We start from the raw sequence: 24329 nt of genomic DNA, 5'->3' as shown, positions 1-24329 counted from the left end.
GGCCGGGGTGAGGGGCAGGTTTGAATTACGATTTCGTCGACTGCTCAAAGCGGCGCAGCAGCTGATTCCCGCGCTCTACTGCGGAATCCAGCGCCTGCTGTGGCGTTTTTTTCCCGGTCCAGACGCTTTCCAGCTCTTCATCCACGATGGTGCGGATCTGCGGCATGTTGCCCAGGCGCAGGCCTTTGGTGAACGGCAACGGCGGCTTGTTCAGCATCTGACGAGTCGCGATGTCCGCGCCCGGGTTCTTGCTGTAGAAGCCCTGCTCGCGGGTCAGGTCATACGCGGCTTTGGTGATCGGCAGGTAGCCGGTCTTCTGGTGCCATTCGGCCGCGTTTTCCGGCTTCGCCAGGAAGTCGAGGAATTCGGCCACGCCTTTATAGGTGCCCTTGTCTTTACCCTGCATCACCCACAGGCTCGCCCCGCCGATGATGGCGTTCTGTGGCGCGCCCTTCACGTCAGCGTCGTACGGCATCATGCCCACGCCGTAGTTGAATTTGGCGTAGTGACGGATATCCGCCAGAGAGCCGGACGAGGCGGTGGTAATGGCGCAGTCGCCGTTGTAGAACTTCTCGGTGGATTCGTCTTTACGCCCGAAGTAGCTGAAGTCGCCCTTCTTGTTGAGTTCTTCCAGCAGCGCAATGTGCTTCACCTGCTCCGGCTTGTTGAACTCCAGTACCGCATCGGTGCCGTCGAAGCCGTTGTTTTTGGTCGCCACCGGCAGGCCGTGCCAGGCGCTGAAGTTTTCAATCTGGATCCAGCCCTGCCAGCCGCTGGCGTAGCCGCACTTCATCCCCGCCGCTTTCAGCTTCGCGGTGTATTCGGCCAGATCCTGCCAGGTTTTTGGCGGCTGCTCCGGGTCTAAACCGGCTTTCCTGAAGGCGTCTTTGTTGTAGTACAGCACCGGCGTGGAGCTGTTAAACGGCTGAGACAGCAGATGCCCGGTTTTGGAATCGGTGTAGTAACCCGCTACGGTCGGCACAAACTGGGATTCATCAAAGTTGATACCCGCCTCTTTGAACACTTCGTACACCGGCTTGATGGCTTTGGAGGCCATCATGGTGGCGGTGCCCACTTCATAAACCTGTAACAGTGCAGGCGCGTTGCCGGTACGGAAGGCGGCGATGCCCGCGCTCAGGCTCTGCTCGTAGTTACCTTTGTACACCGGCACAATTTTGTAATCCGGATGGGTGTCGTTGAAACGCTGCGCCAGGGAGTCAACTTCTTTACCCAACTCCCCTTCCATGGAATGCCAGAACGGAATGGTCGTCACAGCCATTGCGTTCGTCGCAAAAGCCAGACCCAGTGCCAGACCCAAAGCTGTGTGTCGTAACGATGTCATTGTCATCTCTCTTATTGTGCCGGATGCGCGATATCACGCGTTTTATGCTCGCGAGGTAACATGACATGCTCGAATGACAGAAAAATAACTGTTTGTTTACAGATAAGTGACAGTAAAGGGTCAGGGGGATGATGGTTGTGTGAAGGGGTGTAGCGGTTAAAAAAGCCGGGTGGCGGCTACGCCTTACCCGGCCTACTCGATCCCTGTAGGCCCGGTAAGCGTAAGCGCCACCGGGCGATACAGACGGCTCAGCCGCCCAGGTAAGCGCTCCGCACCGCTTCGTTCGCCAGCAGCGCATCGCCGGTGTCTTCAAGCACCACGCGGCCGTTCTCCAGCACGTAGCCACGGTCAGCCAGCTTCAGCGCCTGGTTGGCGTTCTGCTCAACGAGGAAGATGGTCATCCCCTCTTTACGCAGCTGCTCGATGGTGTCGAATATCTGCTGGATGATGATCGGCGCAAGACCGAGCGACGGCTCGTCCAGCAGCAGGAGACGCGGCTGGCTCATCAGCGCGCGGCCAATTGCCAGCATCTGCTGTTCACCGCCGGACATGGTGCCCGCACGCTGAATGCGACGCTCCCACAGGCGCGGGAAGAGTTCGTACACCCACTTGATGCGGGTCTGGTATTCATCGCGATGGGCGAAGAAACCGCCCATCGCCAGGTTCTCTTCCACCGTCATACGCGAGAAGACGCGACGCCCTTCCGGGACAATCGCCACCGCCTCACGCATGATTCTGGCCGTCTGCCAGTCGGTAATGTCTTTACCATCGAACACAATCCGCCCGCTGGTGGCGCGCGGGTCGCCGCACAGGGTGCCGAGCAGCGTGGTTTTGCCCGCGCCGTTGGCGCCAATCAGGGTAACGATTTCACCCTGATTGATATGCAGGCTGACATCGTGCAGCGCCTGGATCTTGCCGTAGTGCGCGTTGACCTTGTCGAACGTTAACATCGCTTTTTCCATCTTATGCCTCACCCAGGTATGCGCGGATCACGTCCGGGTTGTTGCGGATCTCTTCCGGCGTGCCGTTTGCCAGCGGCGTACCCTGGTTAACCACGTAGATACGGTCGGAAATGCCCATTACCAGCTTCATGTCGTGCTCAATCAGCAGAATGGTGGTGTCGTGGTGATCGCGCAGTTCGGCAATCAGCTCGTCCAGCTCTTTGGTCTCTTTCGGGTTGAGGCCCGCCGCCGGTTCGTCGAGCATCAGGATCTCCGGCTGGGTCACCATGCAGCGCACAATCTCCAGACGACGCTGGTCGCCGTAGGCCAGGTTACTCGCCTGACGGTTGGCGTGCTGCAGCAGGCCAATGCGGTCGAGCCAGGTGGCGGCGCGATCGAGCGCTTCATCCTGGGCGCGGCGGAAGGCCGGGGTTTTCAGCAGGCCGGAGAACAGCCCGGTTTTCAGCTGCTGATGCTGCGCGACCAGCAGGTTCTCAATCACCGTCATCTCGCGGAACAGACGCACGTGCTGGAAGGTACGCACCACGCCCATGCGGGCAATCTGCTGGCCCGGCAGCCCTTCAAGATGCTTGTCGCGCAGCATGATGGTGCCGCCCGTCGGCTTGTAAAAACCGGTCAGGCAGTTAAAGACGGTGGTTTTCCCCGCGCCGTTCGGGCCAATCAGGGAGACAATCTCTTTCTTGTGCAGATCCAGTGACACATTGTTGACCGCCAGCAGGCCGCCAAAACGCATCATCAGACCGTTAACGGATAATAATGGCTGACTCATGCCTGCTCTCCTTTCGCTTGCCCGTTCTTCAGCTTCAGCTGTGGACGGGTCATCGGCAGCAAGCCCTGCGGACGCCAGATCATCATCAGCACCATCAAACCACCCAGCATTAACATGCTGTATTCGTTAAAGTCGCGCATCAGCTCGCGCGAGACCACCAGCAGGATGGCCGCGAGGATAACGGCAAACTGCGAGCCCATCCCGCCGAGCACCACAATCGCCAGCACAAAAGCGGATTCGGCAAAGGTGAACGATTCCGGGCTGACGAAGCCCTGACGCGCGGCAAACAGCGTCCCGGCGAAACCGGCAAACGCGGCGCTGATGGTGAACGCGGTCAGCTTGATGCGGGTCGGGTTCAGGCCCAGGGAACGGCAGGCAATCTCATCTTCGCGCAGCGCTTCCCACGCACGGCCCAGCGGCATGCGCAGCAGACGGTTAATCACGAACAGGGTAATCACCACCAGCAGCAGCGCCACCAGATAGAGCCAGATGACGCGGTCGGACGGGTCATACTTCACGCCGAAGAAGTTACTGAAGGTGTCCCAGCCGCCTTCGCGGGCGGTACGGCTGAACTCCAGGCCAAAGAAGGTTGGTTTCGGGATCTGGCTGATGCCGTTCGGGCCGCCGGTCACTTCGGTGTTGTTCAGCAGCAGGATACGGACGATTTCGCCAAAGCCTAAGGTCACAATCGCCAGGTAGTCACCGCGCAGGCGCAGTACCGGGAAGCCGAGCAGGAAGCCTGCCGCGGCTGAGACCAGCCCCGCCAGCGGCAGGCAGGTCCAGAAGCCGAGGCCGTAATAGTGGTTCAGCAGCGCGAAGGTGTAGGCGCCGATGGCGTAGAAGCCGCCGTAGCCCAGCACCAGCAGGCCAGAGAGCCCCACCACCACGTTCAGACCGAGACCGAGGATCACGTAGATCATGGTCAGGGTAGCGATATCCACGGTGCCACGAGAGACCACAAACGGCCACGCCACGGCAGCCACCAGCAGCGCCACGAGGAACAGCTTCTGCTTAACGGTAGACCCGTCGATGGCCGGCAGAACGAATTTCGGCCCGGAGACGTTTTTCAGCGACTTCTGGAACAGCGGACGCAACAGCTGGAACAGGAACACCACGGCAGTGCCGATAAATACCCACTGCCAGCGGATGTCGGGTGCGGTATCCACCACCAGCTTCGTCCCATCCAGACCTAACTGGACGCCCATAAAGACGCCTGCCAGCACGAAGAACATGGCGGCAGAGAGCAGCGCCATTGCAAAATGCATCGGTTTCATACTTTCTCTACCTCCGGACGGCCCAGAATGCCGGTAGGCATGACCAGCAGAACCAGAATCAGCAGGGCAAACGACACCACATCTTTATATTCCGTGCTCAGATACGCCGAGGAGAGCGCTTCCGCCACGCCCAGGATCAGGCCGCCAATCATCGCGCCCGGAATACTGCCGATACCGCCCAGCACCGCCGCGGTAAAGGCTTTCATCCCGGCCATAAAGCCGATGTACGGGTTGATCACGCCGTAGAACTGGCCGAGCAGGACACCTGCGACGGCCGCCATCGCGGCGCCAATCACGAAGGTCAGGGCAATCACGCGGTCGGTGTTGATGCCGAGCAGGCTCGCCATTTTCAGGTCTTCTGCGCAGGCGCGGCAGGCGCGTCCCATCCGCGAGTAGCGGATGAACAGCGTCAGGGCAAGCATTGCAATAAAGGTGACGACCCAGATAACCAGCTGCATGGTGGTGATAGAGGCCGCGAAGTTTTCACTGGCCCCCACAATCCACTGGCCGTTAAAGAGGCTTGGCAGCGCCACGTCGCGCGAGCCTTCGGTCAGGCTGACGTAGTTTTGCAGGAAGATCGACATCCCGATGGCGGAAATCAGCGCAATCAGGCGTTTAGAGCTGCGCACCGGCCGATAGGCCACGCGCTCGATGCTCCAGCCGTAGGCGCTGGCAATCACAATCGCGCCGACAAACCCGGCGGCGACCAGCAGCCAGCTGCTGTCGATGCCCATCATCATCAGGGCGGCGATAATCATAAAGGAGACATAGCTACCGATCATGTAGACCTCGCCGTGGGCGAAGTTAATCATGCCGATAATGCCGTAAACCATCGTATAGCCGATGGCGATCAGCGCGTAGGTGCTTCCCAGCGTGACGCCGTTAAACATCTGCTGCAGGAAATAGAGAAACTGCTCGGACATATGTAAACCTTTTTATACCCGCCCGTCAGTCCGGGCGGTGGGATAATTATTTGGCGGCCGAGGATGACCCGTCGGCGTGCCACTTAAAGACACCAAACTCAAATCCCTTCAGATCGCCTTTCTCATCCCAGTTCAGCGGCCCAATCACGGTGTTCGCCCCGTGTGCTTTTAAATCTTTCACCAGATCCAGCGGTTCTTTGCTGCCGGTACGATCCAGCGCGGTGGCCAGAGACTGCACGGCGGCGTAGGTGATCCAGACGTACGGACCACTCGGATCTTTCTTCTGCGCCTTGAGCGCATCCACGATAGCCTTGTTGGCCGGATCCTGGTCATAGCGTTTTGGCATCGTCACCAGCATGCCTTCGGCAGAATCCCCGGCGATGTTGGACAGGGAAGCATTGCCCACACCCTCTGGCCCCATAAACTGGGTCTTCAGACCGGTGGCGCGCGCCTGACGCAGCATCTGCCCCATCTCCGGGTAGTAGCCGCCGTAGTAAACAAAGTCGATATTCTCTTTTTGCAGACGAGCGATCAGCGCGGAGAAGTCTTTTTCACCGGCGGTAATCCCGTCGAAGAAGACGATGTTTGCGCCGCCTTTTTTCAGGCCGTCCTGAACGGAGCGCGCCAGGCCTTCACCGTACTGCTGCTTGTCATGAATAATGGCGATACGCTGCGGCTTGACGGTTTCAAGGATGTATTTGGCGGCGGTTGGCCCCTGAGAGGAGTCCAGCCCGGCGGTACGCATGATGTGCTGATAGCCGCGCTGGGTCAGTTCCGGGTTGGTCGCACCGGGGGTGATCATCAGAATGCCTTCGTCTTCGTAGATATCAGACGCGGGCTGGGTGGACGACGAGCACAGGTGGCCGATCACATACTGGATGCCATCGTTGACGATTTTGTTAGCGACCGCGACGGCCTGTTTCGGATCGCAGGCGTCGTCATATTCTACGCCCACCAGCTTGTCGCCTTTGATGCCGCCCTTAGCGTTGATGTCTTTGATGGCCTGGCGCGCACCGTTGAACTCCATGTCACCCCACTGGGCAACAGGGCCGGACATCGCACCCACTACCGCAACTTTAATGTCCTCCGCCATGGCGGCATGCGAGATCGACAGTGCGACCATCCCCGCGATTAACGTCTTCGCGTTCCTTTTCATCTCTGAATCCCCATTCGTGATGTCGTGTTTATATTTTGTTTTATTATGGTTAAAAAGCATTCTGTACTTTTAATGAACAACGCTATTTTTACCAGTGCCTTTAATGGTTTAGCGCAGGTTTTTGTCAAAAACCAGACTAAAATCTCTATTTTTCAGGCGATTAAGCAAAGATAATATTCTGAAATCAGGCAGAGATAAACAACTAAAAGTGCAGTTTGCAGCATAAAATAACGGTACAAAGCGCCGAATAAATCACTACCCATCAGGTTAAAATTCTGCGTATTTTTCGATCCATGTGTTTTCAAACTGCCCAACGCGTTGCCAAAAAACTAATCACCTGGCGAATGAGAATAAAAAGAGGAAGCCCCTGAGTGAATAAATTGAGTACACTGCCTCTACTCAATTTGATTTGGACAAGTAGCTAATGAAACTGACTATCGTGCGTCTGGTGACCTTTAGCGACCAGGATCATATCGACCTGGGCAAGATCTGGCCGGAATATTCCCCTTCGTCGCTACGCGTGGATGAGACCCACCGCATTTATGCCGCGCGTTTTAACGAGCGCCTGCTGGCAGCGGTTCGCGTCACCCTGAGCGGTACAGAAGGGGCGCTGGACTCGCTGCGCGTACGTGACGTCACCCGTCGTCGCGGCGTGGGACAGTATTTAATTGAAGAAGTGATCCGCGAAAACCCGAGCGTGACCTCCTGGTGGATGGCCGACGTGGGCGTGGAAGACCGCGACGTGATGGCGGCGTTTATGCAGGCGTTAGGCTTTACGGCGCAGGAGAGCGGGTGGGAGAAGCGCTAAAAGAAAGCCGGGTGGCGGCTGCGCCTTACCCGGCCTACGAGGTGCTGTGCGGTCTGATGCCCTCACCCCAGCCCTCTCCCACGGGGAGAGGGTGCAAACACTAAAATGGCAACCTTACGGTTGCCATTTGCGTTTATTTTGCTTCGGTCGCCGTGCCGTTAGCATGCCAGTCAAACACGCCGAACTCGAAGCCCTTCAGGTCGCCCTTCGCGTCCCAGGAAAGAGGCCCCATGACGGTCTCAACCGTGTTCGCTTTCAGCCAGGTGGCAATCTCAGCCGGATCGGCTGACTGGTTCAGGCCCGCCTGCAGAGACTGCAGCGCCGCATAGGTGGTCCAGACGAACGCGCCGCTTGGATCCTGTTTCTTCGCCTTGATGGCATCTACGATAGGTTTGTTCGCAGGAACCTGGTCGTAGTTCTTCGGTTTGGTCACCAGCAGGCCTTCAGCGGATTCACCTGCGATGTTAGACAGAGAAACGTTCGCCACCCCTTCCGGGCCCATGAACTGGGTTTTCAGACCCGCTGCGCGCGCCTGGCGCAGGATCTGGCCCATTTCCGGGTGGTAGCCGCCGTAGTATACGAAGTCGATATTCTCTTTCTTCAGACGCGCCACCAGGGTGGAGAAGTCTTTCTCACCGGCGGTGATCCCGTCGAAGAACACCACGTCGGCATTGGCTTTCTTGAGGTTGTCCTGCACTGAACGCGCCAGACCTTCACCGTACTGCTGCTTGTCATGAACGATGGCAATGCGCTTCGGCTTCACTTTTTCAACGATGTATTTCGCCGCGGTTGGGCCCTGGTCAGAGTCCAGACCGGTGGTACGCAGGGTCAGCTTGTAGCCGCGCGCGGTCAGCTCCGGTGCGGTCGCAGCCGGGGTGATCATCAGGATACCTTCGTCTTCGTAGATGTCAGACGCGGGCTGAGTAGAAGAAGAGCACAGGTGACCGATAACGTATTTGATCCCGTCGTTCACCACTTTGTTCGCGACCGCGACCGCTTGTTTCGGGTCACAGGCATCATCATATTTTACGATCTGCAGTTTTTCGCCCTTAATACCGCCTTTGGCATTAATGTCTGCAACCGCCTGTTCTGCGCCAGTAAACTCCTGGTCGCCGTACTGCGCTACCGGTCCGGACATGGCGCCAACCACAGCCACTTTAATGTCTGCCTGCGCCATGGTGCTGAATGCCAACGCGATACATCCTGCCAGTAACGCTTTACCCTTCATGTTCATCCTGAGATTCCCCATTATTATGGTTATTACGATTGTTGTGATGTTGTTGTGCAGCGCTTTATGTCAGTTATAGGTGTGCTGTTCGCGCTTTTTCAGCATACTCTGCTAAAACATACCCGATTTTTATGATTTTGGAATAGCTAATTTGAAATGAATATATGATAGGCCCGGCAGGGATTTTCGCCGGGCATATGGCTTTAACGTGTCAGCGAGGCGGAGATAATGTCCAGCGCTTTACGGAACTGCACTTCGGGGATCGTCAGCGGATACAGGAAACGAATGACGTTGCCGTAGACGCCGCAGCTCAGAAGAAGCAGCCCTTCCTGCAACGCCCGCTCCTGCACCTGGCGGGTAAATTCCGGCGAAGGCTGGCCCGTTTGCGGGTCGTTAAACTCCACCGCCACCATCGACCCCTGGGCGCGAATATCCGCGATATACGGGCAGTGTTCCTTCGCCTTGTTCAGCACTTCCACCAGGTGATGGCCCAGATGCGCCGAGCGCGTGCAGAGATCTTCCTCATCAATCACGTCCAGTACGGCATGCGCCGCCGCAATCGCCAGCGGGTTACCTGCGTAGGTGCCACCCAGCCCGCCCGGCGCGGGCGCATCCATCACCTCAGCACGTCCCGACACCGCCGAGAGCGGCATCCCGCCCGCCAGGCTTTTCGCCATGGTGATCAGATCCGGTTTCACGCAGTGGTGTTCCATCGAGAACAGCTTGCCGGTGCGGGCGAAGCCGCTTTGGACCTCGTCGGCAATCAGCAAAATGCCGTGGGTATCGCACAGGGCGCGCAGCGCCTGCATAAAATCAGCAGGAGCGATGTTGAAGCCGCCCTCCCCCTGAACCGGTTCGAGAATGATCGCTGCGACCTGGTCAGGAGCAATATCCGCTTTAAAGATACGTTCCAGGCTTTTTAACGCCTCAGCGGTGCTGACGCCGTGCAGTTCATTCGGATACTGCGCGTGATACACCGAGCCGGGGAAGGGCCCAAAGCCGAGCTTGTAAGGCGCAACCTTGCCGGTCAGCGCCATGGTCATAAAGGTGCGGCCGTGGAACGCGCCGCCGAAGGTGATAAGGCCAGGACGTCTGGTAAAGGCGCGGGCAATTTTTACGGCGTTTTCCACCGCTTCTGCGCCCGTCGAGAAGAACGCCGTTTTCGCCGGGCCGTCAATGGGCACGCGTGCGTTGATGCACTCGGCAAGCGCCACGTAGCCTTCGTACGGCACGATCTGGTAGGCCGTGTGGGTAAAGGCGTGGAGTTGTTTTTCGATGGCGGAAATGACTTTGGGATGGCGATGGCCGGTATTCAGCACCGCGATACCGGCGGCGAAGTCGATGTACTCATTGCCCTCGACGTCCCACACCGTGGCGTTTTCTGCTTTATCGGCATAGAAGTTACACATCACGCCGATGCCGCGCGGCGTCGCCTGTAAACGCCGGTCGTTCAGTTCGTTGTTTTTCACCCTGTCCCCCTGAGAAAGTCGCCTGCTTAGCGCATCAGTAAGTGTTTGCCAGGGGGAGGGAATTCGCCAGAGCGGGCGCTAAAAAAACAAAACCCCCAGACTCTCATCCAGGGGTTCTCGGTGTACTTCGCGGAAATTACGCTTCGATAGCGGCGCGAAGTTTTTTCATGGCGTTCTTTTCAAGCTGACGGACACGTTCCGCAGATACGCCGTAGCGGTCGGCCAGCTCCTGCAGCGTGGACTTGTTGTCTTCGTCCAGCCAGCGGGCGCGGATAATATCCTGGCTACGTTCGTCGAGACCTTCCATCGCATAGCTCAGCTTGTTCGCGGCCTGATCTTCCCAGTTGTCCTCTTCGATGCCGTCAGCAAAGTTAGAGGTTTTATCCTGCAGATACAGAACCGGTGCCATTGGCTGGCTGTCGGATGCGTCGTCGTCGGAGGACATATCAAAGGTCATGTCCTGCGCGGCCATACGGGATTCCATCTCACGCACGTCTTTGCTGGATACGCCCAGCTCGCGCGCCACCATTTCCACTTCATCCTGATTGAACCAGCCCAGACGCTGCTTGGTTTTACGCAGGTTGAAGAACAGTTTGCGTTGCGCTTTTGTCGTGGCGACTTTCACGATACGCCAGTTGCGCAGCACGTATTCATGAATTTCTGCTTTGATCCAGTGTACGGCGAAGGAGACGAGTCGCACACCCACTTCCGGGTTAAAGCGACGCACAGCCTTCATCAGGCCGATGTTACCTTCCTGAATCAAGTCCGCCTGCGGCAGGCCATAGCCCGCATAATTACGAGCAATGTGAACAACAAAGCGCAGGTGAGACAGGATCAGCTTTTTCGCTGCTTCCAGATCGCCCTGGTAATGCAGCTTTTCAGCAAGCTCCTTTTCTTCCTCGGCCGTTAACATCGGCCAGGTGTTCGCAGCCCGGATGTAAGATTCCAGGTTACCAACAGGGGCTAAAGCTAAAGTTTGCATTTCTTTGGTCATTCATTCCTCTCAGTGTTTCTTCTGGTCCAGGTTGTCCCCGTCAGGCAACAACCATGCCAAAGCGTTTGAGCAACGAGATTAGCATTCACTCTTTTATCAGACAGTGATTTTATCCACAAGTTCCAGGTGCAACGGTGAATAAATTACGCACAAAATGTGACATGGAGATGATAACAGGGGAAGAGACAACAGGGACGCTTTCCCTGCAGAGCGAACATCTCGGTGCAGGGAAAGATTATATCACGCTTTTATTAGTCGGGAGTAAAGTGACGTAAATGTTGAACGGTTGCCAGCCACGCTGCCACCCACCCAATCATCGAACACACCAGCAGCAACAACAGGCACTCATCGAACCCTAATCCACTGATATCAAACTTGGTTCCGAAAACCTGCGCCACTTCAGTCACGGCAGAGGAAAGCCGCATCACCAAAATTTCTGACAATATCAGTGAAAGAAATGCGCCGGAAAAACCGAGCAGTGCGCCACCGTAAAGGAACGGTCGGAGGATGAAGCCATCCGTCGCACCAATCAGTTTCTGCACGTTGATGGTGTCGCGACGGGCGAAGATGCTCAGGCGAACGCTGTTGCCGATGACGAGGAAGACCGCCGCCACCATCAGCACGCCAATCATCGCCGCGACGCGGCCTACGAGCCCGGTCAGAGCAGAGAGACGCGCAAACCAGCTGTCATCCATGCGCACTTCATCAATCCCCTTAATGCGCGTGATGCGATCGCGCAGGGTGTTAAGCGAATCGGTCCCCTGGAAATCCAGCTTCGGGATCACCACCGCCACGGCGGGCAGCGGGTTCTCCTCGAGCATATCCAGCGCGCCGCCAAAGCCAGACCAGTTCCTGAACTCGCCCAGCGCGTCTTCACGTGAGAGATAATTGACCTTCTCCACGCCCTGCTCGGCCTGAATTTGCCCAACCACCTGCGCCGCCGCGTTATCGTCGAGCGCTTTATCCAGATAGACCGTGATCTGCGGAGACGGATAATACTGCGACGCCGCCTGGTTGACGTTTTTATAGACCATATAGCAGACGCTTGGCAGCGTGAGGGAGATGGCGATCACCATCACCGTCAGGAACGTCGCCAGCGGTTTGCTTTTCAGGTCCTGCAGCGCGCCGTGGAACGCGTAGCGCACCTGCTCGTTAAACACGTTGGTTTTACGGGAGGCTGGCTTTGGCGTGGCCTTCTGGCGCTTCGGCGCATTACGATTGCCGTCACCCCCGCCCTGCGGCTTACGGAAACGGTCAAACCGGTTCCCGAACTGCCGAATCTGGTTTATTGCATCACGCTTATTCACCGTGGCCTCCGTGCAAATGACCGTCGCTCAGGGTCAGCATGCGGTACGAACGACGGGAAATCAGCCCGATGTCGTGCGTCGCCATCAATACGGTAACCCCCACGCGGTTAAACTCCTCAAACAGACGCAAAATCCCTTCTGACAGGGCATCGTCCAGGTTACCGGTCGGTTCATCCGCCAGCAGCACCGCAGGCTTGTTCACCACCGCACGGGCGATACCCACGCGCTGCTGTTCACCGCCGGAGAGCTGGATCGGGAAGTTCTTCGCTTTGTCCAGCAGCCCGACCTTATCCAGCGCCGCGGAAACGCGACGGCGGATATCGTCATAGCTGGCGCCGGCAATAATCAGCGGAATGGCCACGTTATCGAAAACGGTGCGATCCATCAGCAGGTGGTGATCCTGGAAAATCATGCCGATCTGACGACGCAGGAACGGCACTTCGCGGTTTTTCAGGCGGCTGATCTCATGGCCGCCGAAAAAGATTTTCCCGGCGCTTGGCCGCTCGATCCCGCAGATAAGCTTGAGCAGGGTACTTTTCCCCGCGCCGGAATGGCCGGTCAGGAATGCCATCTCGCCCGGCTGCAGGTGGAATGTGACCCCCTGCAGCGCTTGTCTCCCACCGAGATAGGCCTTGCTGACGTGTTCAAAGCGAATCATTGTTAGTCCTCTCGGGCAAATAATGCCTCAATAAAGTCGTCCGCCTTAAACGGACGTAAATCCTCAATACGCTCGCCCACACCGATGTAACGGATAGGAATGCCGAACTGGTCGGCCACGGAGAAGATCACCCCGCCTTTCGCGGTGCCGTCCAGTTTGGTCAGCGTGATCCCCGTCAGTCCTACCGCTTCATGGAACAGTTTTGCCTGGCTGATGGCGTTCTGTCCGGTGCTGGCATCAATGGTCAGCATAATTTCATGCGGTGCGTCTTCGTCCAGCTTCTTCATGACGCGAACGATTTTCTTCAGCTCTTCCATCAGGTGCGATTTATTCTGCAAACGCCCTGCGGTATCGGCAATCAGCACATCCACGTTGCGCGCCTTCGCTGCCTGGATGGCGTCAAAGATCACGGAAGCGGAATCCGCGCCAGTATGCTGAGCAATGACCGGGATGTTGTTGCGCTGGCCCCACACCTGCAGCTGCTCAACCGCCGCCGCACGGAAGGTGTCGCCCGCCGCCAGCATCACCGATTTACCCTGCTGCTCGAACTGACGTGCCAGCTTGCCGATGGTGGTGGTTTTACCCACGCCGTTCACGCCGACCATCAGAATAACAAATGGCGTTTTGCCTTCAATATTAAGCGGTTCGTCAACTTTTGCGAGAATTTCACCCATCTCGTCTTTCAGCAGGCCGTACAGCGCTTCGGCGTCACGCAGCTGTTTGCGGCTCGCCCCTTCGGTCAGATTAGTGATGATCTTACGGGTGGTTTCGACACCCACGTCCGCAATCAGCAGTTGCTCTTCCAGCTCTTCAAACAGATCGTCGTCGATCTTCTTGCCGCGGAACAGACTGATAAATCCGGAACCTAAGTTTTCTTTGGTTTTAAGCAGGCTGCGCTTCAGGCGCGCGAAGAAACCTTCTTTGGTCGGTTTTTCCTGCTCCTGAACGGTCTCTTCTTCGGCCTGCTCTTCTACCGGCACAACGATAACCGCTTCTTCAGCGGCCTCGGCCGCCAGCGCCTGAGCTTCCAGCTCTTCGTCGGTCAGCTCTGGCTCAAGCGCCGCCTCTTCTTCCACCGCATCAACGATTTCAACGATTTCCGCTTCGGCCTGCCACTCTTCGGCAGACACCGCTTCGTCTTTGACCTCTTCCGGCAGCGGAAGCTCTTCGTGTTCGATAGCAGCCTGTGGTGCTTCGATAGCGGCTTCTACGACAACCGGCTCTGGCTTCTCGCTTTCCTGAACCTGTTCAGTGACCTCAACCACCTCTTCAGCAAAGGTTTCAACCTCTTCTTTGCTGTGCGCCGTCTCTTCCGCATCGACAACCGCGGCGGTTTCTACAGGCGTTTCAGGCTGCGACGGCTCTTCAACGGCATGTTGCTCTTCGGTTTTCTGTTCTGTTTCTTGCTCTTTTTCACCGAAGCCCAGCCAGGAAAAGAAGCCACGTTTTTTTTGTTTTGCCATCTGCGACTACACTCCTCGCGGCGCTATATACATGGAAGCTAAAAAAATGATGAAATAGTCTAACACTTTACTTAATTGACATCACCGCCCGCAATCGCAGGCCAATTGTTAACAGAGCTTTCCTGAGATGAAGAAACCCAACCGCGCCCCGGCCGGTCAAATTCGTATTATCGGCGGTCAGTGGCGAGGCCGGAAATTACCGGTTCCGGACAGCCCCGGTTTACGCCCTACTACCGACCGCGTGCGCGAGACGCTGTTTAACTGGCTGGCCCCGTCAATGGTAGACGCCCGCTGCCTGGACTGCTTCGCCGGTAGCGGCGCGCTCGGGCTGGAAGCGCTGTCGCGCTATGCTGCCAGCGCCACGCTGCTGGAGATGGAGCGCGGCGTGGCGCAGACGCTGCAGCAAAATCTGGCGACGCTGAAAGCGAGCAACGCGAAAGTGGTGAACACCAATACGCTGAGCTTCCTTGCGCAAAAGGGCACGCCGCACACCGTGGTGTTTGTCGACCCGCCGTTCCGCAAGGGGCTGCTGGAGGAGACGTTATCCCTGCTGGAGCAAAACGGCTGGCTAGCGGATGACGCATTGATTTACGTGGAAAGCGAAGTGGAAAACGGTATACCGCCGGTTCCCGCCCACTGGGATCTGCACCGTGAAAAAGTCGCAGGTCAGGTTGCTTATCGTCTGTATCACCGTCAGGCACAAGGAGGATCCGATGCCGGTACTGATTAATCTGGGACGCTTGCTGATGCTGGGCGTCTGGGCGTTTTTGCTGCTCAACCTGGTGCACCCGTTCCCGCGCCCGATGAATATTTTCGTTAACGTGGCGCTGATTTTCACCTCGTTCATGCACGCCCTGCAGATGGTGATGCTGAAAAACGGTCTGCCGAAAGACGGCCCGCAGATGACGGGCTGGCAGCAGCTGCGCGTGTTTATTTTCGGCGTGTTTGAGCTGCTGGTGTGGATGAAGAAGTTTAAGGCGCAGGTGAAGAAGTAAGGTGCGCGCTATCGCCCGGTGGCGCTTCGCTTACCGGGCCTACGAAACCCTGTAGGCCGGGCAAACGCAGTGCCGCCCGGCGTTACCGCTCCGGTGCAAACCCTTCGAATCGCGACCCTTTGTAGCTCAGCGTTCCTTTCTCTCCTACCGTCAGTTGGTGGTACTGCTGCGCCTCCAGACGGAAGGTCATCTCCAGGCCGCCCGTTTCCGGCTTAAAGCTCGCTTCATAGCGCATTGTTGTGCCCGCAGGCGTCACCTGCTGCTGGCGCGAGCGGCGGTCATTGAGCGGTTTTTCGCGTTTGTTCGTCACCACCACGCGCTTTTGCATCAGCGGTGCGGCATCGTTATCCGCCTTCTCGCGGCGCTGCTGCACGAAGCGGAACGAGGCGGCAATGACGATAATCGCCACCACGATAATGAAAAACAGCGGCATCTTGCTCATTCTACAATCCCATCAGATTATGCGGAATTCAGGATACCCTGCCTTCCCCGGCATTGCCAAACGCCCGCCCGCGTCACTACACTGGATCAGAAACTGATTATTCAGACTTAACAGATACAGGGAGTTAATATGCTTTGGTCATTTATCGCTGTCTGTTTTTCCGCATGGCTTTATGTCGATGCGTCGTACCGTGGTCCCACCTGGCAGCGCTGGCTGTTTAAACCGGTCACGCTGTTGCTCCTGTTGCTGCTGGCCTGGCAAGCGCCGATGTTCAATGCCGTCAGCTATCTGGTGCTCGCCGGGCTGTGCGCCTCTCTGATTGGCGACGCCCTGACCCTGCTGCCGCGCCAGCGCCTGCTGTATGCCGTAGGGGCATTTTTCCTGTCGCACCTGCTGTATACCATCTACTTCGCCAGCCAGATGACGCTCTCTTTCTTCTGGCCGCTGCCGCTGGTCCTGCTGGTGATTGGCGCCCTGCTGATCGCGGTGATCTGGTCGCGTCTGGAAGAGATGCGTTTGCCGGTCTGCACGTTTATCGCCATGACCCTGGTGATGGTATGGCTGGCAGGTGAACTGTGGTTCTTCCGTCCGACCGCTCCGGCAATGTCCGCATTCTTCGGCGCCGCGCTGCTGCTGATTGGGAATATCGTGTGGCTGGGCAGCCACTATCGCCGCCGTTTCCGGGCGGATAACGCGATTGCCGCCGCCTGTTACTTTGCCGGGCACTTCCTGATTGTGCGTTCGCTGTATATCTAAATAACGCTTGACTCTGGAGTCGACTCCAGAGTGTATGCTGCGGTTAATGAGAAAATTATCATTGCCGGAGACTGCCATGTCGACTCCAGAAACACCCAAAAAAGTTCCTCAATTCTCGGCGCTTAAGCTCAGTCCGGTTCCGCCGCAAGACGACTGCTGCTGCGAAGGCGCGTGCGAAACGCAAACGGAAATGCTGCCCGAAAGCGGCAACCGCTACAGCTGGGTCGTTAACGGCATGGACTGCGCCGCCTGCGCCCGTAAAGTAGAAAATGCGGTGAAGCAGGTGCCGGGCGTCAGCCACGTTCAGGTGCTGTTCGCCACCGAAAAGCTGCTGGTAAGCGCCGAAAACGACGTCAGCAAACAGGTTGAAGCCGCGGTAAGCAAGGCGGGTTACAGCCTACGTAGCGAAGCCGCGCCCGCGGAAAAAACGTCATCCCTGCGGGAAAATCTGCCGCTCATCACCCTCATCATCATGATGGCCCTGAGCTGGGGGCTGGAACAGATTAACCATCCGTTCGGCAACCTGGCGTTTATCGCCACCACGCTGGTCGGTCTGTTCCCGATTGCCCGTCAGGCGCTGCGCCTGATGAAAAGCGGCAGCTGGTTTGCCATCGAAACGCTGATGAGCGTGGCGGCCATCGGCGCGCTGTTTATTGGCGCGACGGCAGAAGCGGCGATGGTGCTGCTGCTGTTCTTAATCGGTGAACGCCTTGAGGGCTGGGCAGCCAGCCGGGCGCGCAAAGGGGTCAGCGCGCTGATGGCGCTGAAGCCGGAAACCGCCACGCGCGTGGTAAACGGCACGCGTGAAACGGTCGCCATCACGACCCTTCGTCCGGGCGACGTGATTGAAGTCGCGGCAGGCGGACGCTTGCCTGCAGACGGTGCGCTGCTTACCGCCACCGCGAGCTTTGATGAAAGCGCCCTGACCGGCGAATCCATTCCGGTTGAACGTGAGGCGGGTGAAAAAGTGCCTGCAGGCGCCACCAGCGTCGACCGTCTGGTGCAGCTCACCGTGCTTTCCGAGCCGGGCGACAGTGCCATCGATCGTATCCTGAAGCTGATTGAAGAGGCCGAAGAGCGCCGCGCGCCAGTCGAACGCTTTATCGACCGCTTCAGCCGCATCTACACGCCCGCCATTATGCTGGTTGCCCTGCTGGTTACCGTCGTTCCGCCGCTGTTCTTTGGCGCGCCGTGGGAGGGGTGGATTTATAAAGGGCTGACGCTATTGCTGATCGGCTGTCCTTGCGCGCTGGTCATTTCCACCCCGGCGGCGATTACCTCCGGGCTGGCGGCGGCGGCACGTCGCGGGGCGTTGATTAAGGGCGGCGCGGCGCTGGAGCAGCTAAGCCAGGTCCAGCATATCGCTTTTGATAAAACCGGTACGCTGACCGTGGGCAAGCCGCAGGTGACCGGCGTGTATCCGCAGGACATCAGTGAAGATGAACTGCTGACCCTGGCCGCCGCCGTTGAGCAGGGGTCCACTCACCCGCTGGCGCAGGCGATTGTGCGAGAAGCGCAGTCGCGCGGGCTGAACATCCCTCCGGCAACTGCCCAGCGGGCGCTGGTCGGGACAGGGATTGAGGCCACCGTTGACGGTAAAAAGGTACTGATTGTCGCGGCGGGCAAGTCTTCTACGCCAGAGGTGGAGGCGTTAGAACAGACCGGACAAACTGTCGTGACCGTTATGCAGGACGGCACCGCAAAAGGGATGCTGGCGCTGCGCGATACCCTGCGCGATGACGCAAAAGAGGCCGTGGCAGCGCTCCATCAGCTGGGCGTGCAGGGCGTGATTCTCACCGGCGATAACCCGCGCGCGGCCGCCGCCATTGCCGGTGAGCTGGGGCTGGCGTTTAAAGCCGGATTGCTGCCGGCGGATAAGGTCAGCGCGGTGACGGAACTGAATGCTCAGGCGCCGCTGGCGATGGTCGGTGACGGGATTAACGATGCCCCGGCGATGAAAGCGTCCACCATCGGTATTGCGATGGGCAGCGGGACCGACGTGGCGCTGGAAACGGCTGACGCGGCGCTGACCCACAACCGCCTGACCGGGCTGGCGCAGATGATCGATCTTGCGCGCGCGACGCGGGCCAATATCCGTCAGAACATCGGCATCGCGCTGGGGCTGAAGGGAATTTTCCTGGTGACCACGCTGCTGGGCATGACCGGGCTGTGGCTGGCGGTGCTGGCGGATACCGGCGCGACGGTGCTGGTGACGGCGAACGCGCTCCGGCTGTTGCGTCGCCGGTAAAAAAACGCCCGGTGGCGCTGACGCTTACCGGGCCTACATATCCTGCTAAATCGTAGGCCGGGTAAGGCGAAGCCGCCACCCGGCTTTTTTTAGATGAAGTAGCTCATCGCCAGCCCTAAAAACAGCACCAGACCGACGTAGTTATTGTTCATAAACGCCTTGAAGCAGGCGTCGCGTTCGCGCTTCGCAATCAGCTTTTGCTGGTAGGCAAACAGCAGCCCCGCCACCAGCACGGACCAGTAAAACTCCCAGTTCAGCCCGTTCAGGCGACCGATCGCCACCATCAGCGCCAGTACCGCGACCTGCAGGATACCAATAATCAGCTTGTCCTGACGGCCAAAGAGGATGGCGGTGGATTTGATGCCAATTTTCAGGTCGTCATCGCGGTCAACCATCGCGTACTGCGTGTCGTACGCCACCGCCCAAAGTATGTTCGCCAGGAACATCAGCCAGCAGCTGAGCGGTAAGGACTCACTAACTGCCGCAAACGCCATCGGAATCGACCAGCCAAACGCCGCCCCGAGCACCACCTGAGGCAGGTGGGTATAGCGCTTCATAAACGGATAAACCCAGGCCAGGGCCAGGGCCGCGACGGAAAGCAAAATGGTCATAGTGTTGAGGGTTAACACCAGCAGGAAAGAGAGCAGCACCAGAATGATGAACAGCACGCGGGCTTCTTTCCCGGTGACCTGCCCGCTGGGTAACGGACGACCGGCAGTACGCTTTACATGGCCGTCGAATTTACGATCGGCATAATCATTGACCACGCAGCCCGCCGCGCGCATCAGCCAGACGCCAGCCACGAACACGCCAAGGATCCACAGCGGCGGCACGCCCGGCGTGGCAACCCATAGCGCCCATAGGGTCGGCCACAGCAGCAGCAACGCGCCAATCGGTTTATCGGTACGCATTAAGCGGTGATACGCCAACAGCTTATTCTGCGTCAGGCTCCACTCCATTTTTTTCTTCCTCTTAGTACAACGGCGATGCCGGTAAAAAAAGCTCCGTCAGAATTAACGGCTTACCGCTCAGGCGAAGGCGGGAACGACGCCCCCACAGTTCTGCATCACGACCAATCTCAATAAAATCCCGGGTAAGCTCAGACGAGGTGAAAAGGTAACGCCCCAGCGGCGTTTTCCCCAGACGTTGCAGCGCCAGTTCTGGCCCGGACAAAGTGGACTCGGGCACCACCGTCCGCCCGGCAAGCCATGGCTCGCCATCAGCGCAAAGTAAAATTTCACGCAGCCAGTAACGTGGCTCGTGCGGCAGCAGCGGCAGCTCGTTGGCGATCTCATCGCCGGAGACAAACCCTTCCTGAATCAGGGTCACCGTGACCGTTTTTCCCTGCTGCTCAAAACGTTTCGTCATGGAATCTTCCAGCAGCAACCAGTCCAGTTGCTGGGGATCAAGCGCAGGTATTTGGTCGAAATAGCGCAGCGCACGCAGTTGCGTTAGCGCAGGGTGTGACATGCCAGACTCTCCGATACATAACGTAATGGCATTGTATCGCAGAAACACGGATTGAGGGGGGCCAAACGTTATTTAACGATCACGATCGCAACAAGAGTGCAACAGCCCGGCGGAGACGAAAAAAAGTGCGCCCACTCAGGCGCACCAAACGACTAACAAATCAGCACTGCGGGGAAACGGTTACCCCTTGCCTTTTACACTGCTGATAAAGGTGGAACGGGCAGTGGTTGAACCTAAACGTTCGGCTTCATCAAGCAGTTTCAGCGCTTTATCGACATCGCCGCGCTTCACCGCCTGCTTGATGGCATTGTTGAAGTATTCTTCGGTGTCGTTCAGTACCGGCTCCGCTTTCTTCGCCGGGGCTGGCGCTGCGGTCGCTACCGGTGCGGCTGTCGTGGCAGCAGGTGCGGTATAGGCAGGCGCAGCGGTATTACCTACCGTGACAGGGCCGGTACCGGAGGAGCCAAACAGCGGGCCAACCAGGACGCTGGACGCACTGCTGGTCGACACTTTCAGCTTCACAAGGCCGTCAGTGGTATGGCGGGCAATCGGGTCCGGAATATCCGGCACGGCGTTACCTACGCCTTTGGCATAGGCCTTAGCGGGATCAAGCAGCGTAGTGGTTTGCTGCAAATCTTTTTCCGTGGTGAAGACGAGCACATAAATTTTCTGCTGACCCAGCGCCGGCGTCAGGCGCATTACCCCTTCCAGGCGGTCTGCGCTCATGACGCCGGGTTCCTGATAGGTAAAGTATTCGCTCGGGAAGAATGCAGAAGGCGTCATGTTCTGGTCAAGAATCAGCACGTTCGGTGCAAAGACGCTGGTCTGTTTATTGACTTCACTGGAGAGCGTTAACGTCAGTTCGCCAATGTTAGCGGGCACGCTGTATGCGACCACCGGGCCACTGATGCCCGGAACATTAAGTGGTTGTCCCCCCGTCGAGAGCTGGGTCGTTTGGGCTTTAGATTGATCGACAGGCGTCCAGACCAGCTGTTGCAACGCTGCGGCCGGTATGGCCGGCGCGGATGTTGTGTTTTGCGGAACGAAATTCACATTAGCGAGCGTTACTGCAGGCGCGCTCGCCAGCAGCCCTGCGGATAAACAAAGGGCAAGGAGAGTTTTGTTCATTTTCATTGTTATCACCTCAAAATGCACAGGTCAGCGGTAGCCAGGCAATAGCGCGCCGTCCCAAGGATTGAGGGGCTTGCGCCCCTCAGTTTGGTCATTACGTCAGGTTAAGACGGTATTACCACCAGATTTCCATCTGGGCGCCGAAGGACCACTCGTCGTTGTCACCGCGGCTGTAGGTTGTGGCTTTGGTATCGCTTTTTGCAATGCCGTTGTCATAACCCCATTTCTCATCCCACTTCGCGTAAGTTGCGAAGACACGGATCGCTGGACGGGACCAGATGCTGTCACCGGCCTGCCATTGCTGTGCAAGGGTAATTTTGTACTGGTTGTTGGTATCGTCAGTTTTCTGCGACTTAACGTTGTCGTAGCCCACTTCAAGCAAGGTGCTCATGATTGGCGTCCATTTATACATTGGGCGCACACCCACGGTGTACCAGGTCGTACCGTTGTTGTCGTCACGATCGATATCCTGATACATACCGACGTACATCAGATCCCAGCTGTCACCCAGAGAGATCGCACCGTGGTCGAGAATACGAACCAGAGAGCCGTTGTTGTTGATCTTGTTGTCTACAACACCAATTTCAGCGTCTTTGTCATAGTTGTTGCCGGTGAAGGAACCCTGCGGAATACCTTTGCCCTGAGTGGTCATTGCATCGGTAGCGTACTGGACAACAAACTTGTTGTAGCCTTTCAGCATGCTCTGGGTATGTTCAGCGGTGAACATCCAGCCATCTTTAGATGCGCCGTCAGCGAAGCTGTAACCGTCAGTTTTGTTAGCTCGGCCATAGTCAACACCCAGCTCCAGCGTACCGCCCGGGTTGATTTCCATCTGCGCTAAACGCACATCGAAGACGTCGTTAGCGGTGTCTTTGAAGTTATGATAGATATCGTTGCTGGTGAAGATGTATGAACCACCCGCTTCCTGAGAACGGGTCGCGGCCAGAGACAGTTTACCGAAGCCCAGATCGACGTTTTCGATACCCGCACCAGGACCTGAAATATCCCAGTAGTAGAAGTCGATCATGTGGACGTCATGACGCTGATAGAAGCGCTTACCGGCCCAGATGGTGGAACCTGGCAGCCACTCAATCAGGTTTTTACCCTGCACGTTGGCTTCACGGAACGCCGGATCAGTGGCTTCCCAGTCGTTCTGTTGCGCCACGGAGTACGCTACGTTGGTGTCGAAGTAGAAGCTCTTGTCGCCTTCTTTCCACACTTCCTGGCCCAGCTTCAGTTCCGCATAGGTTTCACATTCGTTACCCAGACGGTATTTACTTTGAGCACCGGTTGCCTGGAAGCACTGTTGTTCGCCGCCACTCCCCGTCCAGCCGATACCGGAACGAGCATAACCATGGAAATCCACGGCCATTGCCTGAGCAGACATTACGCCCGCTGCGACGGCAACTGCCAGAGGAAGTTTGCGCAGAGTAATCATCATTCTATCTCCTGAGATCATTGCTTTTCTTTGAACACTTCACCTGTCGGTTTCGTGTCTTCTTTTGGGATTGCTTAAACGCCTGGCTCTTTGTGCAACCGACGACATGCAGTGCCATCCTCACGGAACAGATGGCAACGCTCTGGCGGCAAGCCGATAGCGAATGTGGCACCCTCTTCTACCAACACCACGTCGTTCTGGCGGTAGACCAGGTTCTGACGGATGGCGGGGATCTGGATATGAATCTGTGTTTCGTGACCAAGCTGTTCGACGACCTGAACTTCACCTTCCAGCGTCACATCGGCGATGTGGCTCGGCAGTAAATGCTCAGGACGAATACCGAGGGACATGTTTGCCCCCACCTGTACGTTGGCGCTGTCGACCGGCAGCCAGACCTGCTGGCGGTTTGGCAGCTCCACCTGTACCTGTTCAATGGCTGTCGCGGTCACTTTGACGGGCAGGAAGTTCATCTTTGGCGAGCCAATGAAGCCCGCAACAAAGCGGTCTGCCGGGTAGTGATACAGCTCTAGCGGTTTGCCCACCTGCGCCACGCGACCGGCATCCAGCACCACGATTTTGTCGGCGAGGGTCATCGCTTCGACCTGATCGTGGGTGACGTAAATCATCGTGCGGCCAAGACGCTTGTGCAGACGGGAGATTTCGATACGCATCTGGACGCGCAGGGCGGCATCCAGGTTGGAAAGCGGTTCATCGAGCAGGAAGACGCGCGGCTCGGCAACCAGCGTACGGCCGATCGCCACACGCTGACGCTGACCGCCGGAAAGCGCTTTCGGCTTACGCTCCAGCAGGTGCGCCAGCTGTAACACTTCCGCCACCTGCGTCACGCGCTGGTTAATGACCTCTTTCTTCGCGCCGGCCAGCTTCAGACCAAAAGACATGTTCTCGGCGACGGAAAGATGGGGATAGAGGGCATAAGACTGGAACACCATGCCTACGCCACGTTCGGCAGGCGGGATGTCATTCATTCGGGTATCACCGATCAGCAGGTCGCCGCTGGTGATGGTTTCAAGACCGGCAATCATACGCAGCAGAGTTGATTTACCGCAGCCTGATGGGCCGACAAATACCACGAATTCACCTTCGTGGATGTCCAGATTGATGTCTTTCGACACCACAACGTCACCCCAGGCTTTCGTTACATTACGCAGCTGTACGCTCGCCATGCCCTTCTCCCTTCGTTACAACCTGTCACCGACAGAAACATTCAAGATAAGTTCACTATGGGGTATCCATTACTTTCCCGAATCCTCCACCCCCCGGCTTTTTTATGGGGGAGGAGGCGGGAGGATGAGAGAGCAGGCTCTGCGACCTGCACGGGCGGGCCAGGGCAAAATTCGTGAAGCCGCCTGCAAAATTCAGTGCGTTTTTATGTGCGCCAGCACTCATAACTTAAATTTATGCAACGGAGATCACACAAACGGGGGGTGGGGCGTAGGGGTTGGGAGGATGGAAAGAGGATGTCAAATAAGGAGACT

At 57.4% G+C, this 24329-nt stretch carries 23 protein-coding genes; 5 read left to right on the top strand and 18 right to left on the bottom strand.

Annotated features, from left to right (window positions below):
• Nucleotides 1-25 precede the first annotated feature (25 nt).
• The 6 genes from ugpB to livK form a co-directional block, all read right to left on the bottom strand.
• Nucleotides 26-1342 carry a sn-glycerol-3-phosphate ABC transporter substrate-binding protein UgpB gene (gene ugpB / locus KGP25_RS01785; RefSeq protein ID WP_008500103.1) on the bottom strand — a complete coding sequence of 439 codons (1317 nt, stop codon included), beginning with the start codon at nucleotides 1340-1342 and terminating at the stop codon, nucleotides 26-28.
• A gap of 248 nt (nucleotides 1343-1590) precedes the next feature.
• Nucleotides 1591-2304 carry a high-affinity branched-chain amino acid ABC transporter ATP-binding protein LivF gene (gene livF, locus KGP25_RS01780; protein ID WP_008500102.1) on the bottom strand — a complete coding sequence of 238 codons (714 nt, stop codon included), beginning with the start codon at nucleotides 2302-2304 and terminating at the stop codon, nucleotides 1591-1593.
• 1 nt (nucleotide 2305) lies between these two features.
• The gene (gene livG, locus KGP25_RS01775) at nucleotides 2306-3073 is read right to left on the bottom strand and encodes a high-affinity branched-chain amino acid ABC transporter ATP-binding protein LivG (RefSeq protein ID WP_024906698.1); all 768 of its coding nucleotides are present in this window, start codon (nucleotides 3071-3073) and stop codon (nucleotides 2306-2308) included.
• A complete protein-coding gene (livM, locus tag KGP25_RS01770) occupies nucleotides 3070-4347 on the bottom strand; it encodes a branched chain amino acid ABC transporter permease LivM (protein ID WP_045909161.1) in 1278 nt (425 codons plus the stop codon). Before livM ends, livG begins: the two co-directional genes overlap by 4 nt.
• Nucleotides 4344-5270, bottom strand: coding sequence for a high-affinity branched-chain amino acid ABC transporter permease LivH (livH, locus tag KGP25_RS01765; protein WP_008500099.1), 927 nt, complete (start codon nucleotides 5268-5270; stop codon nucleotides 4344-4346). Before livH ends, livM begins: the two co-directional genes overlap by 4 nt.
• A gap of 46 nt (nucleotides 5271-5316) precedes the next feature.
• A complete protein-coding gene (livK, locus tag KGP25_RS01760) occupies nucleotides 5317-6426 on the bottom strand; it encodes a high-affinity branched-chain amino acid ABC transporter substrate-binding protein LivK (RefSeq protein ID WP_008500098.1) in 1110 nt (369 codons plus the stop codon).
• Nucleotides 6427-6850: 424 nt separating this feature from the next.
• Between livK and panM the strand changes: the two genes are divergently transcribed.
• On the top strand, nucleotides 6851-7234 hold the full coding sequence (panM, locus tag KGP25_RS01755; RefSeq protein WP_045909159.1) for an aspartate 1-decarboxylase autocleavage activator PanM: 384 nt from the start codon (nucleotides 6851-6853) through the stop codon (nucleotides 7232-7234).
• 133 nt (nucleotides 7235-7367) lie between these two features.
• Here panM and livJ read toward each other — a convergent pair whose 3' ends face one another.
• From livJ to ftsY, 6 genes are all read right to left on the bottom strand, one after another.
• The gene (gene livJ / locus KGP25_RS01750) at nucleotides 7368-8468 is read right to left on the bottom strand and encodes a branched chain amino acid ABC transporter substrate-binding protein LivJ (protein ID WP_223539876.1); all 1101 of its coding nucleotides are present in this window, start codon (nucleotides 8466-8468) and stop codon (nucleotides 7368-7370) included.
• Nucleotides 8469-8665: 197 nt separating this feature from the next.
• Nucleotides 8666-9931 (bottom strand): 4-aminobutyrate--2-oxoglutarate transaminase, encoded by a 1266-nt coding sequence (locus tag KGP25_RS01745; protein WP_223539875.1) that lies wholly within the window; start codon nucleotides 9929-9931, stop codon nucleotides 8666-8668.
• Nucleotides 9932-10067: 136 nt separating this feature from the next.
• Nucleotides 10068-10925, bottom strand: a complete 858-nt coding sequence (gene rpoH, locus KGP25_RS01740) for an RNA polymerase sigma factor RpoH (RefSeq protein ID WP_008500093.1) — start codon at nucleotides 10923-10925, stop codon at nucleotides 10068-10070.
• A 251-nt stretch (nucleotides 10926-11176) separates the two neighbouring features.
• Entirely contained in the window at nucleotides 11177-12232 is a 1056-nt protein-coding gene (gene ftsX / locus KGP25_RS01735) for a permease-like cell division protein FtsX (protein WP_223539874.1), read from the bottom strand.
• On the bottom strand, nucleotides 12225-12890 hold the full coding sequence (gene ftsE, locus KGP25_RS01730; protein WP_025758973.1) for a cell division ATP-binding protein FtsE: 666 nt from the start codon (nucleotides 12888-12890) through the stop codon (nucleotides 12225-12227). The genes ftsX and ftsE overlap by 8 nt, the downstream gene beginning before the upstream one ends.
• A gap of 2 nt (nucleotides 12891-12892) precedes the next feature.
• Nucleotides 12893-14353, bottom strand: coding sequence for a signal recognition particle-docking protein FtsY (gene ftsY / locus KGP25_RS01725; protein WP_045909156.1), 1461 nt, complete (start codon nucleotides 14351-14353; stop codon nucleotides 12893-12895).
• A gap of 127 nt (nucleotides 14354-14480) precedes the next feature.
• On the opposite strand from ftsY, the gene rsmD reads away from it, so the two are divergent.
• A complete protein-coding gene (rsmD, locus tag KGP25_RS01720) occupies nucleotides 14481-15083 on the top strand; it encodes a 16S rRNA (guanine(966)-N(2))-methyltransferase (protein WP_223539873.1) in 603 nt (200 codons plus the stop codon).
• The gene (locus tag KGP25_RS01715) at nucleotides 15067-15348 is read left to right on the top strand and encodes a DUF1145 family protein (RefSeq protein ID WP_008500088.1); all 282 of its coding nucleotides are present in this window, start codon (nucleotides 15067-15069) and stop codon (nucleotides 15346-15348) included. Before rsmD ends, KGP25_RS01715 begins: the two co-directional genes overlap by 17 nt.
• Before the next feature lie 82 nt (nucleotides 15349-15430).
• Here the strand turns inward: KGP25_RS01715 and KGP25_RS01710 are convergent, their stop codons facing one another.
• Nucleotides 15431-15790: a DUF2500 domain-containing protein gene (locus tag KGP25_RS01710; RefSeq protein ID WP_048030196.1), complete on the bottom strand. Its 360-nt coding sequence runs from the start codon at nucleotides 15788-15790 to the stop codon at nucleotides 15431-15433.
• Between the two features lie 129 nt (nucleotides 15791-15919).
• On the opposite strand from KGP25_RS01710, the gene KGP25_RS01705 reads away from it, so the two are divergent.
• Entirely contained in the window at nucleotides 15920-16546 is a 627-nt protein-coding gene (locus KGP25_RS01705; RefSeq protein ID WP_045909154.1) for a lysoplasmalogenase, read from the top strand.
• Nucleotides 16547-16622: 76 nt separating this feature from the next.
• Nucleotides 16623-18794, top strand: a complete 2172-nt coding sequence (gene zntA / locus KGP25_RS01700; protein ID WP_223539872.1) for a Zn(II)/Cd(II)/Pb(II) translocating P-type ATPase ZntA — start codon at nucleotides 16623-16625, stop codon at nucleotides 18792-18794.
• A gap of 89 nt (nucleotides 18795-18883) precedes the next feature.
• On the opposite strand, the gene ubiA is transcribed toward zntA, so the two are convergent.
• The 5 genes from ubiA to malK form a co-directional block, all read right to left on the bottom strand.
• Nucleotides 18884-19753: a 4-hydroxybenzoate octaprenyltransferase gene (gene ubiA, locus KGP25_RS01695; RefSeq protein WP_063622879.1), complete on the bottom strand. Its 870-nt coding sequence runs from the start codon at nucleotides 19751-19753 to the stop codon at nucleotides 18884-18886.
• A gap of 13 nt (nucleotides 19754-19766) precedes the next feature.
• The gene (ubiC, locus tag KGP25_RS01690; RefSeq protein ID WP_021242729.1) at nucleotides 19767-20264 is read right to left on the bottom strand and encodes a chorismate lyase; all 498 of its coding nucleotides are present in this window, start codon (nucleotides 20262-20264) and stop codon (nucleotides 19767-19769) included.
• Between the two features lie 180 nt (nucleotides 20265-20444).
• A complete protein-coding gene (malM, locus tag KGP25_RS01685) occupies nucleotides 20445-21398 on the bottom strand; it encodes a maltose operon protein MalM (protein WP_048030189.1) in 954 nt (317 codons plus the stop codon).
• 112 nt (nucleotides 21399-21510) lie between these two features.
• Complete coding sequence (locus KGP25_RS01680) at nucleotides 21511-22836, bottom strand: maltoporin (protein ID WP_074168353.1); 1326 nt, start codon at nucleotides 22834-22836, stop codon at nucleotides 21511-21513.
• A 71-nt stretch (nucleotides 22837-22907) separates the two neighbouring features.
• Complete coding sequence (gene malK, locus KGP25_RS01675) at nucleotides 22908-24017, bottom strand: maltose/maltodextrin ABC transporter ATP-binding protein MalK (protein WP_008500080.1); 1110 nt, start codon at nucleotides 24015-24017, stop codon at nucleotides 22908-22910.
• Nucleotides 24018-24329 lie beyond the last annotated feature (312 nt).

The organism is Enterobacter sp. JBIWA003 (genome assembly GCF_019968825.1).
Taxonomy (GTDB): Bacteria; Pseudomonadota; Gammaproteobacteria; order Enterobacterales; family Enterobacteriaceae; genus Enterobacter; species Enterobacter quasiroggenkampii.
This window is presented reverse-complemented; position numbering and strand designations above follow the sequence as displayed.

Coding starts and splice junctions, on each gene's coding strand:
- ugpB (WP_008500103.1), bottom strand. CDS start 1,342: ATGACATCGTTACGACACACAGCTTTGGGTCTGGCACTGGGTCTGGCT.
- livF (WP_008500102.1), bottom strand. CDS start 2,304: ATGGAAAAAGCGATGTTAACGTTCGACAAGGTCAACGCGCACTACGGC.
- livG (WP_024906698.1), bottom strand. CDS start 3,073: ATGAGTCAGCCATTATTATCCGTTAACGGTCTGATGATGCGTTTTGGC.
- livM (WP_045909161.1), bottom strand. CDS start 4,347: ATGAAACCGATGCATTTTGCAATGGCGCTGCTCTCTGCCGCCATGTTC.
- livH (WP_008500099.1), bottom strand. CDS start 5,270: ATGTCCGAGCAGTTTCTCTATTTCCTGCAGCAGATGTTTAACGGCGTC.
- livK (WP_008500098.1), bottom strand. CDS start 6,426: ATGAAAAGGAACGCGAAGACGTTAATCGCGGGGATGGTCGCACTGTCG.
- panM (WP_045909159.1), top strand. CDS start 6,851: ATGAAACTGACTATCGTGCGTCTGGTGACCTTTAGCGACCAGGATCAT.
- livJ (WP_223539876.1), bottom strand. CDS start 8,468: ATGAACATGAAGGGTAAAGCGTTACTGGCAGGATGTATCGCGTTGGCA.
- rpoH (WP_008500093.1), bottom strand. CDS start 10,925: ATGACCAAAGAAATGCAAACTTTAGCTTTAGCCCCTGTTGGTAACCTG.
- ftsE (WP_025758973.1), bottom strand. CDS start 12,890: ATGATTCGCTTTGAACACGTCAGCAAGGCCTATCTCGGTGGGAGACAA.
- ftsY (WP_045909156.1), bottom strand. CDS start 14,353: ATGGCAAAACAAAAAAAACGTGGCTTCTTTTCCTGGCTGGGCTTCGGT.
- rsmD (WP_223539873.1), top strand. CDS start 14,481: ATGAAGAAACCCAACCGCGCCCCGGCCGGTCAAATTCGTATTATCGGC.
- KGP25_RS01715 (WP_008500088.1), top strand. CDS start 15,067: ATGCCGGTACTGATTAATCTGGGACGCTTGCTGATGCTGGGCGTCTGG.
- KGP25_RS01710 (WP_048030196.1), bottom strand. CDS start 15,790: ATGAGCAAGATGCCGCTGTTTTTCATTATCGTGGTGGCGATTATCGTC.
- KGP25_RS01705 (WP_045909154.1), top strand. CDS start 15,920: ATGCTTTGGTCATTTATCGCTGTCTGTTTTTCCGCATGGCTTTATGTC.
- zntA (WP_223539872.1), top strand. CDS start 16,623: ATGTCGACTCCAGAAACACCCAAAAAAGTTCCTCAATTCTCGGCGCTT.
- ubiA (WP_063622879.1), bottom strand. CDS start 19,753: ATGGAGTGGAGCCTGACGCAGAATAAGCTGTTGGCGTATCACCGCTTA.
- ubiC (WP_021242729.1), bottom strand. CDS start 20,264: ATGTCACACCCTGCGCTAACGCAACTGCGTGCGCTGCGCTATTTCGAC.
- malM (WP_048030189.1), bottom strand. CDS start 21,398: ATGAAAATGAACAAAACTCTCCTTGCCCTTTGTTTATCCGCAGGGCTG.
- KGP25_RS01680 (WP_074168353.1), bottom strand. CDS start 22,836: ATGATGATTACTCTGCGCAAACTTCCTCTGGCAGTTGCCGTCGCAGCG.
- malK (WP_008500080.1), bottom strand. CDS start 24,017: ATGGCGAGCGTACAGCTGCGTAATGTAACGAAAGCCTGGGGTGACGTT.